The organism is uncultured Hyphomicrobium sp. (genome assembly GCF_902826555.1).
Taxonomy (GTDB): Bacteria; Pseudomonadota; Alphaproteobacteria; order Rhizobiales; family Hyphomicrobiaceae; genus Hyphomicrobium_C.
In genome coordinates, this window is the sequence record NZ_CADEFI010000026.1 from 1 (window position 1) to 15,148 (window position 15,148).

General features: G+C 66.1%; 15 protein-coding genes and 1 tRNA gene. 12 read left to right on the forward strand and 4 right to left on the reverse strand.

Going from position 1 to position 15,148, the window contains the following annotated elements:
- Positions 1-272 precede the first annotated feature (272 nt).
- Both QZV93_RS11760 and QZV93_RS11765 read left to right on the forward strand, forming a co-directional pair.
- Positions 273-349 (forward strand) — tRNA-Pro (locus QZV93_RS11760).
- 143 nt (positions 350-492) lie between these two features.
- Positions 493-1,353 (forward strand): class I SAM-dependent methyltransferase, encoded by an 861-nt coding sequence (locus tag QZV93_RS11765; protein ID WP_295558677.1) that lies wholly within the window; start codon positions 493-495, stop codon positions 1,351-1,353.
- A gap of 78 nt (positions 1,354-1,431) precedes the next feature.
- Here the strand turns inward: QZV93_RS11765 and QZV93_RS11770 are convergent, their stop codons facing one another.
- Positions 1,432-1,809, reverse strand: a complete 378-nt coding sequence (locus tag QZV93_RS11770; RefSeq protein WP_295558679.1) for a phasin family protein — start codon at positions 1,807-1,809, stop codon at positions 1,432-1,434.
- A 134-nt stretch (positions 1,810-1,943) separates the two neighbouring features.
- The gene (locus tag QZV93_RS11775; protein ID WP_295558680.1) at positions 1,944-2,861 is read right to left on the reverse strand and encodes a pirin family protein; all 918 of its coding nucleotides are present in this window, start codon (positions 2,859-2,861) and stop codon (positions 1,944-1,946) included.
- Between the two features lie 138 nt (positions 2,862-2,999).
- On the opposite strand from QZV93_RS11775, the gene QZV93_RS11780 reads away from it, so the two are divergent.
- Both QZV93_RS11780 and QZV93_RS11785 read left to right on the forward strand, forming a co-directional pair.
- The gene (locus tag QZV93_RS11780) at positions 3,000-3,194 is read left to right on the forward strand and encodes a DUF4089 domain-containing protein (RefSeq protein WP_295558682.1); all 195 of its coding nucleotides are present in this window, start codon (positions 3,000-3,002) and stop codon (positions 3,192-3,194) included.
- Positions 3,191-4,567: an AtzE family amidohydrolase gene (locus QZV93_RS11785; protein ID WP_295558684.1), complete on the forward strand. Its 1,377-nt coding sequence runs from the start codon at positions 3,191-3,193 to the stop codon at positions 4,565-4,567. The genes QZV93_RS11780 and QZV93_RS11785 overlap by 4 nt, the downstream gene beginning before the upstream one ends.
- Before the next feature lie 14 nt (positions 4,568-4,581).
- Here the strand turns inward: QZV93_RS11785 and QZV93_RS11790 are convergent, their stop codons facing one another.
- Positions 4,582-5,388, reverse strand: a complete 807-nt coding sequence (locus QZV93_RS11790; RefSeq protein ID WP_295558686.1) for an AraC family transcriptional regulator — start codon at positions 5,386-5,388, stop codon at positions 4,582-4,584.
- Between the two features lie 66 nt (positions 5,389-5,454).
- Here QZV93_RS11790 and QZV93_RS11795 point away from each other — a divergent pair, with 66 nt between their 5' ends.
- Positions 5,455-6,447, forward strand: coding sequence for an MBL fold metallo-hydrolase (locus tag QZV93_RS11795; RefSeq protein ID WP_295558687.1), 993 nt, complete (start codon positions 5,455-5,457; stop codon positions 6,445-6,447).
- A 144-nt stretch (positions 6,448-6,591) separates the two neighbouring features.
- Complete coding sequence (locus QZV93_RS11800; RefSeq protein WP_295558689.1) at positions 6,592-7,500, forward strand: MBL fold metallo-hydrolase; 909 nt, start codon at positions 6,592-6,594, stop codon at positions 7,498-7,500.
- On the opposite strand, the gene QZV93_RS11805 is transcribed toward QZV93_RS11800, so the two are convergent.
- Positions 7,433-8,299, reverse strand: a complete 867-nt coding sequence (locus tag QZV93_RS11805; protein ID WP_295558691.1) for a DUF1499 domain-containing protein — start codon at positions 8,297-8,299, stop codon at positions 7,433-7,435. The genes QZV93_RS11800 and QZV93_RS11805 overlap by 68 nt on opposite strands.
- A 99-nt stretch (positions 8,300-8,398) precedes the next feature.
- Between QZV93_RS11805 and QZV93_RS11810 the strand changes: the two genes are divergently transcribed.
- From QZV93_RS11810 to QZV93_RS11835, 6 genes are all read left to right on the forward strand, one after another.
- On the forward strand, positions 8,399-9,319 hold the full coding sequence (locus QZV93_RS11810; RefSeq protein ID WP_295558692.1) for a hypothetical protein: 921 nt from the start codon (positions 8,399-8,401) through the stop codon (positions 9,317-9,319).
- 105 nt (positions 9,320-9,424) lie between these two features.
- Complete coding sequence (locus QZV93_RS11815; RefSeq protein ID WP_295558694.1) at positions 9,425-10,399, forward strand: CHAD domain-containing protein; 975 nt, start codon at positions 9,425-9,427, stop codon at positions 10,397-10,399.
- Between the two features lie 88 nt (positions 10,400-10,487).
- Positions 10,488-11,546 (forward strand): ferrochelatase, encoded by a 1,059-nt coding sequence (hemH, locus tag QZV93_RS11820; protein ID WP_295558695.1) that lies wholly within the window; start codon positions 10,488-10,490, stop codon positions 11,544-11,546.
- Positions 11,547-11,805: 259 nt separating this feature from the next.
- A complete protein-coding gene (locus QZV93_RS11825) occupies positions 11,806-12,792 on the forward strand; it encodes an SPFH domain-containing protein (RefSeq protein ID WP_295558696.1) in 987 nt (328 codons plus the stop codon).
- Positions 12,793-12,873: 81 nt separating this feature from the next.
- Positions 12,874-13,344, forward strand: coding sequence for an NfeD family protein (locus tag QZV93_RS11830; RefSeq protein ID WP_295558698.1), 471 nt, complete (start codon positions 12,874-12,876; stop codon positions 13,342-13,344).
- A gap of 192 nt (positions 13,345-13,536) precedes the next feature.
- Entirely contained in the window at positions 13,537-15,147 is a 1,611-nt protein-coding gene (locus tag QZV93_RS11835) for an outer membrane beta-barrel protein (protein ID WP_295558741.1), read from the forward strand.
- The last annotated feature ends 1 nt before the right edge of the window (position 15,148 follow it).

The following is a 15,148-nucleotide window of genomic DNA, read 5'->3' on the forward strand; positions in this document are numbered from 1 at the left end:
TCCGAATGGCGGAATCAAAATCCGCTGCCTTACCACTTGGCTACGTCCCAATGCCGGCCCAGACCCCTCTTCGAGGGGCTGGCGCCTGGGCGCCGCACCATAGTGAGAGTGCCCCGCCACGGCAACCACGTCTCACCGATTTTAGCCAGCCGAAATTCGGAGCCTGATCGCTTGCTCTGCCCCTGCCCTGTCGCTATAAAGCCGCCTCGCGCTTCGGCCCCTCTCGGCAGCCGAAGGGTTTTTTCAAATACGTCGAGGACATTGCAGTCGGGCGGAGCGTAGCGCAGCCTGGTAGCGCACTTGCTTCGGGAGCAAGGGGTCGGGAGTTCGAATCTCCCCGCTCCGACCAATGTCCTCAAACGCCACGGCCCACGCCGAGCGGCAAGCCCGCTGGCCTCCGCACGAGAATCATAGGCATTGATAGGCTTCGAGGCGGGTGAGCACCGGCCATCGTCGCCGGCAGCAGGATCCGCAGCCATCCGGGGGGCCGCCATGGATCGCGCGCAACTGGAAGCTCTTGCGTCGTCGAACCGCCTGCTGACACTCGACTATCCGGTCAAACCACGGCCGCGATCGCACATCGACCAGCCGCCGCAAGGGCCTCTCGCCGAGCGCATCGCCGCGAGTAACCCAACCTATCAGTCCAACCTGCAGCAGTTTCTGGCTCACCTGCCGGGCCTCGCGGCAATCCCAGCAAAGAGCGCCGATCCGCGTCAGCCGTTCTGGCTCAACGACTGGATCCCGGCTTTCGATGCCATCAGCCTTTATTGCTTCGTCGCCATGCGCAATCCCACGCTCTACATGGAGATCGGCTCCGGAACCTCGACGAAGTTCGTGCGCAAGGCGATCCGGGATCACGGCCTGCGCACCAAGATCCTCTCCATCGACCCGCACCCGCGCAGCGAGATCGATGCCATCTGCGACGGCATCATCCGCAAGCCGCTCGAGGACACCGATCTCCGCTGCTTCAACTATCTGAAGCCCGGCGACGTGGTGTTCTGCGACGGCAGCCACCGCGCCTTCCAGAACAGTGACGCCACGGTGTTCCTGACCGAGGTAGTCCCCGCGCTCGGCCCGCAGGTGCTGGTCGGCGTGCACGACATCTTCCTGCCCTGGGACTATCCGCCCGAGTGGATCAATCGCTATTACAGCGAGCAGTATCTGCTGGCCTGCTATCTGCTCGGCGGCAGCTCATTGAGCATGGAGCTGCCCGTGCTCTACTGCACGAAAACGCCGGAGCTGCACGCCATCCTGGACCCGGTCTGGTCGCTCCCCGATCTGGCGCGCGCCAACAAGTCGGGGGCCCTGTTCTGGTTCACTCCGCAAGGCCGCGTGCCCACCGCGCCGCGATAGCGCCGACCGCGTCTCCGGAGGCATGGCCCCCGAAAAACGCCGACCGGTCAAGAAACCCGTCTGGAAAGAACGACGTCGCTATTTCCGGGGCTGCATGTTCTGCATCGCCTCGGCCACCAGCCGCCCCAGCTCCTGCGCCTGCAGCGCGTAGGATTGCATCTGCGACTGGGCGAACCGGCTCTGGTGTGCCAGGATTTCCTGGATGTCCTTGGCGCTTGCGAGGTCGCTCGCCAGGGCAAACGCAGCTTCCGCATTCTGCTTGGCGAACTTGGTCGCGCGGTCCTGCACGGCGCGGAATCCCGACGACATGTCGTTGGCGGGCAGCGACTTGGTCCAGAAGCTCATCGCCTGCGTCATGGCGTCCATGAACTGGCCGTAGGCCGCCCGGGCCTGATCCACGTTCTTTTCTGCGAGGTCGCGCACTTGCTGGGGGATTTCAAACGGGTTCTGGGACATGACCTTCTCCGGCTTTTGTATATTCGACGTCGGGGGGTACTTATTCGTAGCGCCTATTGCGTCCTGCGCATACCGGCTTGTTGGGGCCCGCGGCAACAGGCCCGCACTCAAGCGCGACCATTGCGGTCAAGTTATTATTCTGGCAGCGCGATGAACTCTTTGCTGTCCGTGGGCACCGGCGTAAATCGCCCGGCTTTCCAATCGGCCTTGGCCGCCGCAATGCGGTCCTTGGAGGACGAGACGAAGTTCCACCAGATGTGCCGCGGCCCATCCATCGGCTCGCCACCGAGCAGCATGACCCGCGCCATCGAAAGCGCAAGGATCGAGATGCGATCTCCGGGCCGGAAGATCAGCAGCCGTCCCTCGCCGAACTTCTGCCCCGCGATATCGATCTCGCCCGAGATCACATACACCGCACGCTCGTCGTAGTCGGGATCGAGCGGCAGCACCGCGCCCGGCGCCAGAACCGCTTCGGCATAGAAACAGGCGTGCGGAAATTCTGCCGGCGAGCGCGCGCCGTAGAGCGACCCCATGATGAGACGCACGCTTTTGCCTTCGCCGGTGATGCGCGGCAACTCTAATGACGCATGATGCGCGAACGAAGGAGCGCTCTCCTCATGCGACTTCGGCAGCGCGGCCCAGGCCTGGATGCCGAACATGCGCGACGGCCTGGCCCGTTCTTCGGCGCTCGTGCGCTCCGAGTGCACGATGCCCCGGCCCGCCGACATCAGATTGAGTTCGCCCGGCCGTATGGCAAGCTCAGTACCGAGACTATCTCGATGCATCAATTCTCCGGCGAAGAGATAGGTGACCGTCGCCAGCCCGATGTGCGGATGCGGACGCACGTCGACGCCGCTGCCGATGATGAACTCTGCCGGCCCCATCTGATCGAAGAAGATGAAGGGACCGACCATCTGCTTCGCCGCCGAAGGCAGCGCCCGGCGCACCTCGAAGCCGCCGAGGTCGCGCGCACGCGGCACGATGATATGCTCGATCGCATCACATGAAACTGCGTCGCCCGGCTTGGGATCATCACAAGGCTGCCAGCTCATCACGTCCTCCTGGTCGCACGCATTCGCAGCATAGCGAGTCGTTGCGCGTACGGCTAAAACTTCCCTCTTGTCATACCTCCGTGCACGGATACCGTAGGACGGAGATTTGGGAACGGAACCACAAGGCCGCAAGACGATATGACGCGAGACGATACTTCGACACTGATCGATACGGCAGCCGCTAACCTCGGCCTCCACATCGCACCCGAGTGGAAAGACAACGTCACGATGTTTTTCGAGGTCGCACGCGGCATGGCTCGTCTGGTCGAAGAGACCGGGGCCGCGGCCGCATCGGAAGCAGCGCCTGTCTTCACTCCGCGATCCGTCGAATGACCACCGTACCGGCAACGGCCGTCGAGATTGCGCGCGCCGTAGCAAGCGGCGAGACCTCGGCAGAAGACATCGTCCGCGCAGCTCTCGATCGCATCGAGCGTGAGAACGGCGACATCGGCGCCTTTACCGACATCACGCGCGAGCGCGCACTGCGCGAAGCCAAGACTGTCGACCGCGCACGCGCCGAGGGCCGCAAGCTCGGCCCGCTTGCAGGTGTGCCGTACGCCGTGAAGAACCTCTATGCCATCGCCGGGTATTCGACACGCGCCGGCTCCAAGATCAGCGCCGCCGACCCGCCTGCCCAGGACGACGCGCTCCTGATTGCGCGCATGCGGGCCGCGGGCGCCGTCCTGCTCGGCGCTCTCAACATGGGTGAATACGCCTACGACTTCACCGGCGAGAACGCGCACTATGGCCCGTCCCGCAACCCGCTCGACACCGCGCGCATGACCGGCGGCTCGTCCGGCGGCTCGGCAGCAGCCGTCGCGGCCGGCTTCGTCCCTGTCTCGCTCGGCTCGGACACCAACGGCTCCATCCGCGTTCCGGCTGCGTTTTGCGGCCTCTACGGCCTGAAGCCCACCTATGGCCGTCTGCCGCGCACCGGCACCTTCCCGTTCTGCGACAGCCTCGATCATCTGGGCCCGTTCGCGCGCACCGTCGCCGATCTCGCCCTCGTCTACGATGCCGTGCAGGGTCACGACGCGTCCGATCCCGTTTGTGCGCGCCAGCCCATCGCCCCCGCGGCGCCCGAAATCGCCAAGGGCGGCACGGGCCTCCGCATCGCCGTTGCCACCGGCTATTTTCGCCAGGACGCCGAGCCGGCTGCGCTCGCCGCGCTCGACAAAGCGGCCGACGCACTGGGCGCCGCCGCCGAGGTCGAGATCCCGCGCGCCGCGGTTGCTCGCGCTGCGGCATTCCTCATCACCAACGCCGAAGGCAGCGCGCTTCACCTGGAGCGTCTCCGCCGCCGCCCGGCCGATTTCGATCCCGACACGCGCGACCGATTTCTGGCCGGCGCGCTGCTGCCCGCGAGCTGGTACGTTTCGGCCCAGCGCTTCCGCCGCCTGTACGAAGCCGACATGGCCGAGCTCTTCCGCCGCTTCGACGTCATCCTCGCCCCATCGGCGCCGACCAGCGCACCCAAGCTCGGACAGAAGACGATCGCCATTGGCGGCAAGGACGTGCCGCTGCGCGCGCACATGGGCATCTACACACAACCCATTTCCTTCGTCGGCCTTCCGGTCGCAGCCGTGCCCGTTCGCGAACCGGGAGCGCTTCCCTACGGCGTGCAGGTCATTGCCGCACCGTGGCGCGAGGATTACTGTCTCCGCATCGCGGCGACGCTCGAAGCCGCCGGCCTCAACGCCGCATAGCGCAACCGTCGCACTTAACCCCGCCGCACCTTGCGCAGGCTAGGCGAGGCGGGGGCACCGAACGCAGCACGGAACGCCCGCGCGAAATGCGCTTGATCGAAGAAGCCGGCCGCGTGCGCCGCGGCTGTGAAGCTCGCCCCGCCGGAGATTTCCGCGATGGCGCGCCGGAGCCGCTGCCACACCCGGAAGCGACGGAAGGGAACCCCGATCTCCGCCGCGAACAGGTGCTGGAACCGTGACGGCGAAAGGCCCGCCTCGCGCGCGACATCCGCCACCTGACGCGCGTCCTCGCATCCTGAAGCGAGCCGCGCCACCGCGTGCGAGATCCGCAGGTCGAGCGCGCGCCGTGCGCGCGGCTTCGAGAAGGCCAGGAGATCGTCGATCGCCGCCCCCGCCCATCGGGCGCCGTCGTCCGCTTCGTAAAGCTCCCGCAGCACGGGGAACCCGCCGCTCGCACTCAAGAGCGCGCCGGAATAGAGCGCGCCGGAAACCTCGCCGGCACATCCGAGCAGTGGCGCCAAAGCCCCGGCGCCTGCCTCGTTGGGCTCCAGATAGAGCACGGCCAGCGGTTGCCCCGCCATGTCGAACTCGTAAGGCACGCCCGCCGGGATCACCGCGCTCTGGCACGGCCGCCACGCATCACCCGCCACACGAAGACGGAACGGCGCGTACACCCCCGCCATATAGACCGGCACGCTGTGCGCGTGCAGCGCATTGCGGCCGAGCGCGCCGATGAACAGCGCACGGCCCTGATCGAGATGCCAGATCGGGGCCCGCGCAGCGCATGCGTCGAAATCCGGCCTGGCAGCACGTTCGTACAAGCGCCGATCCCTCCCGCTTTCTAGCTTCCGTTCCAAGGGACGTAGCAACTTGGAGATCGCACCTCAATGTCCATCGATGAACGCTACCCGAGCCGCCGTCGCCTGCTGACGACCGCCGCTGCCCTCGTCACGGCGCCCGTCGTTCTGCCTCTTGCCACCCACGTCCATGCGGCCGCGGCCAAGCTCGGCCCGCGGCAGCCCCGGCATTGGCGATACCGGATCGGCGCCTTCGAGATGACCGTCATCTCGGACTCCGAGGCCTTCATCGACGGTCCCTATCCGATCATCGGCGCCAACGGCACCGAAGCCGAGGTCAAGACGCTGATGCGCGACAACCTGCTGCCGGAGGCCAGGTACCAGCCGGGCTTCTCGCCCACCGTCATCAACACCGGCCGCGATCTCGTGCTGTTCGACACCGGCAACGGCGAGAACGGATTTGTCCCGCGCCCCGCGGGCGGATGGCTGGCGAGCGAGTTGGCACCCGCCGGCCTTCGGGCCGAGGACATCACCGTTGTCGTGCTGAGCCACGGGCACCCCGATCACGTCGGCGGCCTCATGGAAGGCGGCAAGCCCCTCTTCCCGAACGCCCGTTATGCCATCGGCGCCACCGAATACGATTTCTGGGCGCCGGAGGGAAAGCACACCGGCGAGATCGAAAAATTGGCCGCCGTCTTCCGCGCCAATACCCGTTCCATTTCCGACCGGTTCACGTTCCTGAAAGCCGGCGACGACGTCGTGCCCGGCATCCGCGCCGTCGAGGCCTCGGGCCACACACCGGGGCATTTGAACTTCCTCATCGAAAGCGAAGGCCGCGCGATCTACTTCTGGGGTGACTGCGCCCACCATCAGGTCGCCTCGCTGGCGCGGCCCGATTGGCACTGCGTCTTCGACATCGACAAGGAGCAAGGCGCCACGACCCGCAAGCGCGTATACGAGATGCTGGCCACCGAGCGCCTCCCCGTCATCGGCTACCACATGCCGTTCCCATCCATCGGCTACGTGGAGCGTCAAGGCACCGCCTATCGCTGGCTCGCCCACACCTATCAGCTCAACCTCTAGGTCGCTCTACGGCAAGTGCGAGCGAGCATCGGCTCACGCTAAGGGCCTGCGGAAGCGGCAACTTGACCATCGATTGCACGCCGGCTAGGCGGCAGGCGTGCGATCGACTAAGTTGCGGGCTTTGCGGCAGTTTCAAAGGCCACGATGACGCACGAGCTGACCTTCAAGACGACGATGCATTTCGCCTACGACGAGCCTGCGCCGGTCAGCCCCGGTATCGTCCGCATCGTTGCCGAAAATCCGAGCCCGCTGACCTTCAAGGGAACCAACACCTATCTCGTCGGCATGACCGAGCTCGCCGTCATCGACCCGGGCCCCGCAAACGAACATCACCTTGCCGCCATCATGAAGGCTGCCGCCGGCCGCCCTATCCGGCAGATTTTCGTCACCCACGCCCATCGCGACCACGTCGACGGCGCCGACGCGCTCAAGGCCGCCACCGGTGCCGAGATCCTGGGCTTCGGCCGCGAGGCTTTTGCACCCGTCGGCCCTGAGACCACGCCGCAAGGGTCCGAGTTCATCGACTACGTGTTTACGCCCGACGTGAAGCTCGCTCATGGCGACGTCGTGGACGAGAAGGAATGGCGCCTGCAGGCGCTGCACACGCCCGGTCACGCACCCGATCATCTCTGCTTCGCACTCCTCGGACGCGGCGTCGTCTTCTCCGGCGATCATGTCATGGCCTGGAACACGACGCTCGTGGCGCCTCCGGAAGGCAACATGGCCGACTACGTCGACTCGCTGTCTTTGCTGCTGCCGCGTTCCGACAGCGTCTTCCTGCCCGGTCACGGCGGCCGTCTCGACGATCCGCAGCGCACGGTACGCGCCTATCTTCTGCACCGGCGCTGGCGCGAGGAACAGGTGCTCGATGCCATCCGCGGCGGCGTCGGCACCATCCAATCCATCGTGCCGGTGATCTATCCGACCATAGACCGCAAGCTGTCGAGCGCAGCCGCGCTCTCCGTGCAAGCCCACGTCGAGCACCTTATTGCGCGCGGGCTCGTGACTTGCGACGGTTCTCCGACTTGGGACCGCCCGCTTTCTCTGGCTTAGCCCTCTTGGCCTCGTCCGCGGCCGTCGGCATCGTGGCATCCACGCGTGCCTGGATCTCCTTCGCGAGCTCGCGCACGCGTTCCGCGTTGTAGCCCATGTCGGCGCGCCCGAAGCGCGAAGCCAAACGGATGTCGACGCGCGCGCTCTCCTCGCCTCCCGCGACGCGGATCACCGCGTCCTGGTATGACCCCATGATCAGCGAGCGGTCCACCGCCTCGATCTCTCCCGGCGTCCCCGCCTCGGGATCTGGTGCATCCTCCCGCACGATCTCCAACTTGAGCCGCTTCATCGCATCGACCACGAGCGCGAAAGCCTCGTCGCTCGAGCGCGCGATCTGCATCGGCTTGATGTCGGGATAGGCACGCGCCTGCTCATCGGCCTCGTTGACGCGGTCGTACGCAACGGGATTGTCTCCCGGCCCGCGCAGGCGCGCGATCGCATTGAACGCCGGCGGGTTCTCGAAATCCGTGGTGATGTCGTGAAGGTGGGGATAGTTGCGGACCCACATCGTATAAAGGAGCGGAATCGAAAGCAGCGCCAGGCTAAGGCACACGGCGAACAACACGCGCGCCGTGCCGGGCCGCCCCGTCTGCCAGATGATGGCCGCCGCGACCGCCGAGCAGGCAATCGATAACCCGGCGACGAGCATCGCCGCCAAAAAGAGGTTGAACGCCACCGCCGTCGGCATACCGAACAGACGGTGCAGGAACGCCGCGGCCAGGATCATGCCGAACGCGAACAGAGCGGCACGAGTGGCCCACCGGCTGGCCGATGGCTCTCTCTCGGGAATGGCAAGCATTAAGAGCAAAACCTCGAAATTCTTGTCAGGCTAGGGGACTCGTCGGAGGATAGCGCCAGAATCGGACAAAATGTAGCGCCGACCCTCGGGAGATGTCGGATGTCTGCGACGGAGAATGCCCTCGGCAACCCGCACTGGCGCACGCCGAGCCTGCGCAAAAGCATCCTGCGTACTGGCCTCGCCACCCTGATCCTTGCCGCAGCTCCGTCTCTGTCGACAGCTGGCGGAGCCGGCGAAACCCACGCCGCGTCCGGCCTTACCATCGCCATTCTCGATCTATCGGACATCCCGGCGCTCGCGCCCCGCACCCCTCCCGAAATCCGCCAGCCGGCATGGCGCACGACATTCGGCTCGGAGCGCCAGAGCAAACCGAGGGTCGACGCCGGCGCTGTCTCTGGTCCGCTTGCGGCCCTCGCAGGCATCGACGCCGTGCTCATTCAGGGCGTCCAGGCCGCCGCACCGCTGCGCAGGCTGTTTCCGCCCCGCGAATGGCGCCTCATCGTCTCGCGCCGCGTGCTGTCGGCCACCGACCCCGTAGGCTTCCGGACGGCGCGCAGCAACCTGCCCCTCACGACCGCCATCGCCGTCAAGGCGAGCCAGGACCTGCGCGTGACGGCGCGCACGCTCGCGCTCAACCTCGAGCAACCGGCGCCATCGGACCAGCAAGCCGCCGCGACGGCCGTGCGCCTTATCGATCGCGGCGGCCGCACGCTGTGGCTCGCATCCATCGCTCTGCCTCCCTCCTGCAGCGTCGAGGATCCCCCGTGCCCCGCGTTTGCCTCGCTCGACGCGTGGCGCAAGACGAAGCTCGATGGCGGCGAGCCGACCTTGATAGGCGGGCGGATGAACGCATCGGCCAAGGAGCCGGACAACGCGGCGAAATCCGATGCCGGTGTCGTGCCGTGTGCGTCACACACCATCGACTCCGACCTGGCCTGGGAGCGGGTTGCCCCGCCGGCCGCCAGAACTTCATCAGAAAATTCAGACGGTTGTATTTCAATTGTGCGGCTGGCTGACTGAACGGCTGCCGCCGTGCCTGCTTTTCTCCGTCCCATGGAAAAGCAGAGCCAACACCCGCTATAGTACACATCGAATGAGACTTGTGTTCAGCGAGCGGACCCATCCATGGCTTTTCGATTGAAGATCGATGAACCGATCGAGAAGGGTTTTCGCCGTATCGGTCTCGAGCAGATCGAGCGCGCACGCCGCCAGCTTTCCGCAAATGCCGACCCTGCCTCCGAAGTGCACGAGGCCCGCAAATGCACCAAGCGCATACGCGCTCTGCTGCGGCTCGCGCGCACCGGACTTGGCGAAAACGTTTTCCGCGCCGAGAACGCGCACTTCCGCTCCATCGCCTCATCGATGGCATCGGCGCGCGACGATCACGTCCTTCTGGAGACGATCATCAAACTCGAAGCCGAGGACACTCTTCACGCTGGACCCGCGCTGGCACGCCTCAAGCATGTCTTGTTCGCGCGACGCGATGCCGCCTCCGCCGACAGGAATGGAAGCGTCGACCGCACCGAGGCCGATGCAGCCCTCGAGCGCGCCCAGCGCCGTTTCCGGCGCCTGCACATCGATCCGGACAGCTTCGCCACCCTGGAACAGGGCCTCGTGCGCAACTATCGCAAGAGCCTCGAGCGCCGCGATGTCGCCTACATGGAAGGCACCGACGACGCCTTCCACGAGTGGCGGAAATGCGTTCAGGCCCACTGGCGTCACATGGCACTGTTGTCGAAGGCCTGGCCCGCCCTGTTCGAGGTGCACATCGAGGCGGCACGCGAGCTGTCGCAGGTTCTCGGCGACGATCACGATCTCGCCCTGCTGCGCCTGCGGCTCGCCGCCTTGCCGCCTGACGCGCTGTGGGCCGAGGACGCGAACGCTATCGAAACCACGATCCGCACGCGCCAGCAGGCGCTGCGCCGCTCGGCCAGGCCCATGGGCGATATGATCTTCGCCGAACGGCCCAAGGCGCATGGGCGCAGGATTGCCGCCGTCTGGCACGGCGCCGCCGCAAGGAACCGCGAGCAGGCCGGAAGCAGAGAGGCCGCACCGGAAAAGCATCCTCGCGTCCGCGCCGCCGCCCACGTCCGTAGCTGAGCCGTCGAAATTCGCACGAACTTGGCATCCAATTTCGGGCGGAATGCGTTAGAACCCTCGCGAGATTGCGAGGAATACTGGAGCCGAGATGCTGACCAAAACAGGGAACGCTTACGAGCCGGACCGGAGCCACTGGCCGAGCGGGCACCCCGACGTCAAGCACGGCCGCATCGGCGTGCTGCTCCTCAATCTCGGCACACCCGACGGCACCGACTACTGGTCCATGCGCCGCTACCTCAAGGAGTTCCTCTCCGACGCGCGCGTCATTGAGGAGCCGAGATGGAAGTGGTGGCCGATCCTCAACCTCATCATCCTCACCGTGCGCCCCGGCCGTAAGGGCCGCGACTACGCCACCATCTGGAACAATGAGCGCGACGAAGGCCCGCTGAAGACCATCACCCGCGCGCAAGCCGACACCCTCACGCGCCGCCTCGCCGACCATCCGCGCGTGATCGTCGACTGGGCCATGCGCTATGCCAACCCCACCACCGAGAGCCGCATCGAGGCGCTCTCCGCTGCGGGCTGCGACCGCATCCTCCTGGTGCCGCTCTATCCGCAGTACGCCGCCGCCACCACCGCGACCGCCGCCGATCACGCCTTCCGCGCCTTGATGAAGATGCGCAACCAGCCGGCCGTGCGGGTCGCGCCCGCCTACTACGACGACCCGGTCTACATCGATCGCCTTGCCCGCTCCATGAAGGCGAGCCTCGCCAAGCTCGACTTCGAGCCCGAGCGCATCATCGCCACCTTCCACGGCATGCCGCAGAAGTATTTCGACAAGGGCGACCCCTATCACTGCCAGTGCCAGAAGACCTCGCGCCTCTTGCGCGAAGCGCTGGGCTGGCCCGCCGACCGCTGGCTCACCACCTTCCAGTCCCGCTTCGGCAACGATCCCTGGCTGCAGCCCTACACCGACAAGACGGTCGAGCGTCTGGCCGCCGAAGGTGTAAAGCGCCTTGCCCTCGTCGCGCCCGGTTTCTCCGCCGACTGCCTGGAGACGCTCGAGGAGCTCGACGGCGAGAACCGCCACATCTTCGAAGGCGGCGGCGGCGAAAAGTTCGCCTACCTTCCGGCGCTCAACGACAGCGAGGACGGTGTCGACGTGATCGAGGCCGTCGTCCGCCGCGAGCTTCAGGGCTGGCTCTGACGCTGCAGCTCCTCTCCCTGAGAGGCAGCGCCGCCGCAATGCGTGTTGTATTGCCCGCCGCGCGCTACGGGTTGCAGCTCATCCCTGTCAGTTCCGCACGGAGCACCAATCGGTAAGAATCACCGCTTATCCTCCGTACAGGTGCCATCAAACCCACTTAGTTTGAAGGCAGATAGCCGTTGGCGCTTCCATAAGGGTTGAACTCCTGTTCCCCGAGAGGCCCAGCGGATGGAAACGGATCGGGAAAGGAAACACATCCATGTATGACGGCGGCTTCGAGGTCTTCGGCCTGCTCTTGATCGTGCTGGCGGCGGCCGTGCTGTGGTCGACCGTTAAAGTGGTCCCCCAGGGCTTCAACTACACGGTCGAGAATTTCGGCCGCTTCACGCGCACGCTGACGCCGGGTCTGCATTTCCTTGTCCCCATCATCGAGCGCGTCGGCCACCACGTGAACGTCAAGGAGCAGGTGATCGACATCCCGAGCCAGGACGTCATCACGCGTGACAACGCCATGGTGCGCGTCGACGGCGTCGCCTTCTTCCAAGTGCTGAACGCGGCCAAGTCCGCCTACGAGGTCGACAACCTCGAGCACGCCATCGTCAACCTGACCATGACCAACATCCGCACCGTCATGGGCTCCATGGACCTCGACGAGCTGCTCTCCAACCGCGACAAGATCAACGCCCAGCTCCTGCATGTGGTCGACGCCGCCACCGAAGCCTGGGGCGTGAAGGTGACGCGCATCGAGATCAAGGACATCGCGCCTCCCCGCGACCTCATCGACAGCATGGCCCGCCAGATGAAGGCCGAGCGCGAGAAGCGCGCCCAGATCCTGGAATCGGAAGGCCTGCGTCAGGCCGCCATTCTGAAGGCGGAAGGCGAGAAGCAGGCCGTGGTGCTCGAGGCCGAAGGCCGCCGCGAAGCCGCCTTCAAGGACGCCGAGGCCCGCGAGCGTGCCGCCGAAGCCGAGGCCAAGGCGACCCAGCTCGTCTCCGACGCCATCTCCGCCGGCAACGTGCAGGCCATCAACTACTTCGTCGCCAACAACTACGTGAAGGCCCTCGAATCCCTTGCCAAGGCACCGAACCAGAAGGTGATCATGATGCCGCTCGAGGCATCGTCCGTCATCGGCTCCATCGCCGGCCTGGCTCAGATCACGGGCGAGGCGTTCGGACCGAAGAGCGGCCCGCAGGCGCCCGCAGCGCCGTCCGGACGCGGAACCAGCGTGCCGGCCTCCAGATCGTAAGTGTATCGGATCGCCGCCGAGCCGGTATAATCGGCTCCGCGGCACCGTCCGTACGCCTCCTCAACCGCGGGGATCTTCGCCATGTCTGCCTTCATCGACCTCTTCTCCGGCCTTGGCCCTTGGAACTGGGTCATCATCGGCGTGCTCCTGATGGCGCTCGAGACGTTGATCCCTGGCGTGCACTTCCTGTGGTTCGGCCTGTCGGCGATTGTCGTCGGCATTCTGGTGTTCGGCCTCAACTCGGGCGGTGCCGAAACCCTGAGCTTCCCCTGGCAGCTCACGCTGTTCGCCGTCATCTCGGTAGCGACCGTATTCTGGGTGCGCCGCTTCTCGAATGCCCAGGGCGTCGAGAGCGAGGACAAGGATCTCAACCAGCGCAGCGCCCAGTACTTCGGCCGCGTCGTGGTCGTCGAGGACGCCATCTCGGGCGGCCGCGGCCGTGTCCGCGTCGGCGACACGTTGTGGCCGGCCTCGGGCGCCGACGCGCCGAAAGGCGCGCACGTGCGCATCACCGGGGCCAACGGCACCGTCTTCATCGTCGAGCCGACCTGATCCTCTCTCGCCATCCCGGACACAGGCCATTCGCGACACGTCTCATCGAGGATGAGCGCGGCAGGACCTCGCCAACTTAATCCCTCGTTAACCGACCATTCCTAGTGTCGATCTCGTGCTCCGGGCCGTTCCTGTTCCGGATTTTTCAGTGTGCGTCGTGCGGTTCATCCTCATGAGGACGCCACTGTGGCGATGGTCTGGCGGCTTGGCCTGGTCCTGTTCGGCTTCGCGCTGGCGACACTCGTCGCCGCGCTGTCCCATGTTTCCTCAGCCAATGCCCAGGAACGGGGTCCGAGCGCCCAGCGCGCGCCCGTCTCTGCCACCGATTCCAACGCCTACGACAGCCCGAAGCGCCTGCGCGGCTCCGTCGACGACTCATTCTCCGACGGCGAGCCCGCGCCGGAGCCGGGCGACTCCCTCTATGATCACGACCCGGGCGACGAGAGCGGTGCATCAGCCGAGGGCGAACCCGCCGTCCCGGCCGACGGCCCCGAGCCCGACGGCGCCATCGACCTCGCCGAGCCTCAGGCCCCCGAGGACGGCGCCGATCCGACGCGCGACACCCGCCCGCCGGAGGATCTCGATCCGTTCACGAACCCACCTGCCGGCTACGACCCGCTGCTGTTCCAGGTTGAGGACATCGATCCCGCGACCACCGATCGCCGCCCGGCCCGCCTCGCTCGCTTCGAGCCCTATGACCCGATCGGCATCCGCGTCGGCAGCTTCGTGTTCTTCCCCGAGGTCGAGATCGGCGGGCTTTGGACCGACAACGTGCTCTCCTCGCCCGACGCCCGTTCCGACATCGCCGCCGAGATCAAATCCACCGCCCGCCTCGTCTCCAATTGGTCGGTTCACGCCCTCGAGCTCAAAGGCACCAACCTCTCGAGCTTCTACGACGACTTTCCTTCCGAGGACGACCGCGCGTGGGGCGTGGAAGCGCGCGGACGCATCGACATCTCCAAGCGCACCAATCTGCAGGCCATCGCCGGCCACTATGTGAGCCAGGAAGACCGTTCCGCCATCGACGCCAGCCAGGTCGGCGATCGTGCCGAGGTGACCGTCGACCGCGCCGAGTTGGCCTTCAATCACCGCTTCAACCGCCTGTCGCTCCAGCTCCGCGGCTCGGTTTCGGATGCCGCCTATTCCGAGACCAACGGTGCCAGCAACGCCGACCGCGACACGCTGGAGACCACGCAAGCCGCCCGCGTCGCCTGGGAGTTCAAACCGACACTCGCCGTCTTTGTCGAGGAAGAGCTGAACCAGCGCGACAAGCGCGCGCCGCCCGCCGACGGCATCCCGCGCGACTCCGAGGGCACCCGCACCCGCGTCGGCCTCGATTTCGGTTCCACCGGCGCCGTGCTTCGCGGCACCATCAGCGTCGGCTACGGCGAGCAGACGCCGGATGACTCGCGCCTCTCCTCGGTCGATGCCTTCCTGTTCGACGCCAATCTCGCCTGGCGACCGACGGAGATCACATCGTTCCTGCTCACGGCGCAAAGCGACATCTATGAAACCGTGACGTTCGACTCCGGCGGCGTGGTCGCGCACACCGTGGGGCTCGAGGCCCGTCACGCCCTCCGCCGCTTCCTGATCGCCTCCGCCGGCGTCGTCTACACGCACTACACCTACGACTCGACGCCCTTCGAGGAGGACCAGTGGCTGTCCTTCGCCGGCCTCGAATATTACGCCAGCCCCGAGTTGGTGCTCTTCACGCGCTACCAGCACCTCGACTTCGCCTCGAACGACGCCGATGGCGACTACACGAGCGACGAGATCCGCGCCGGCGTGCGCATCCGCAGATAGC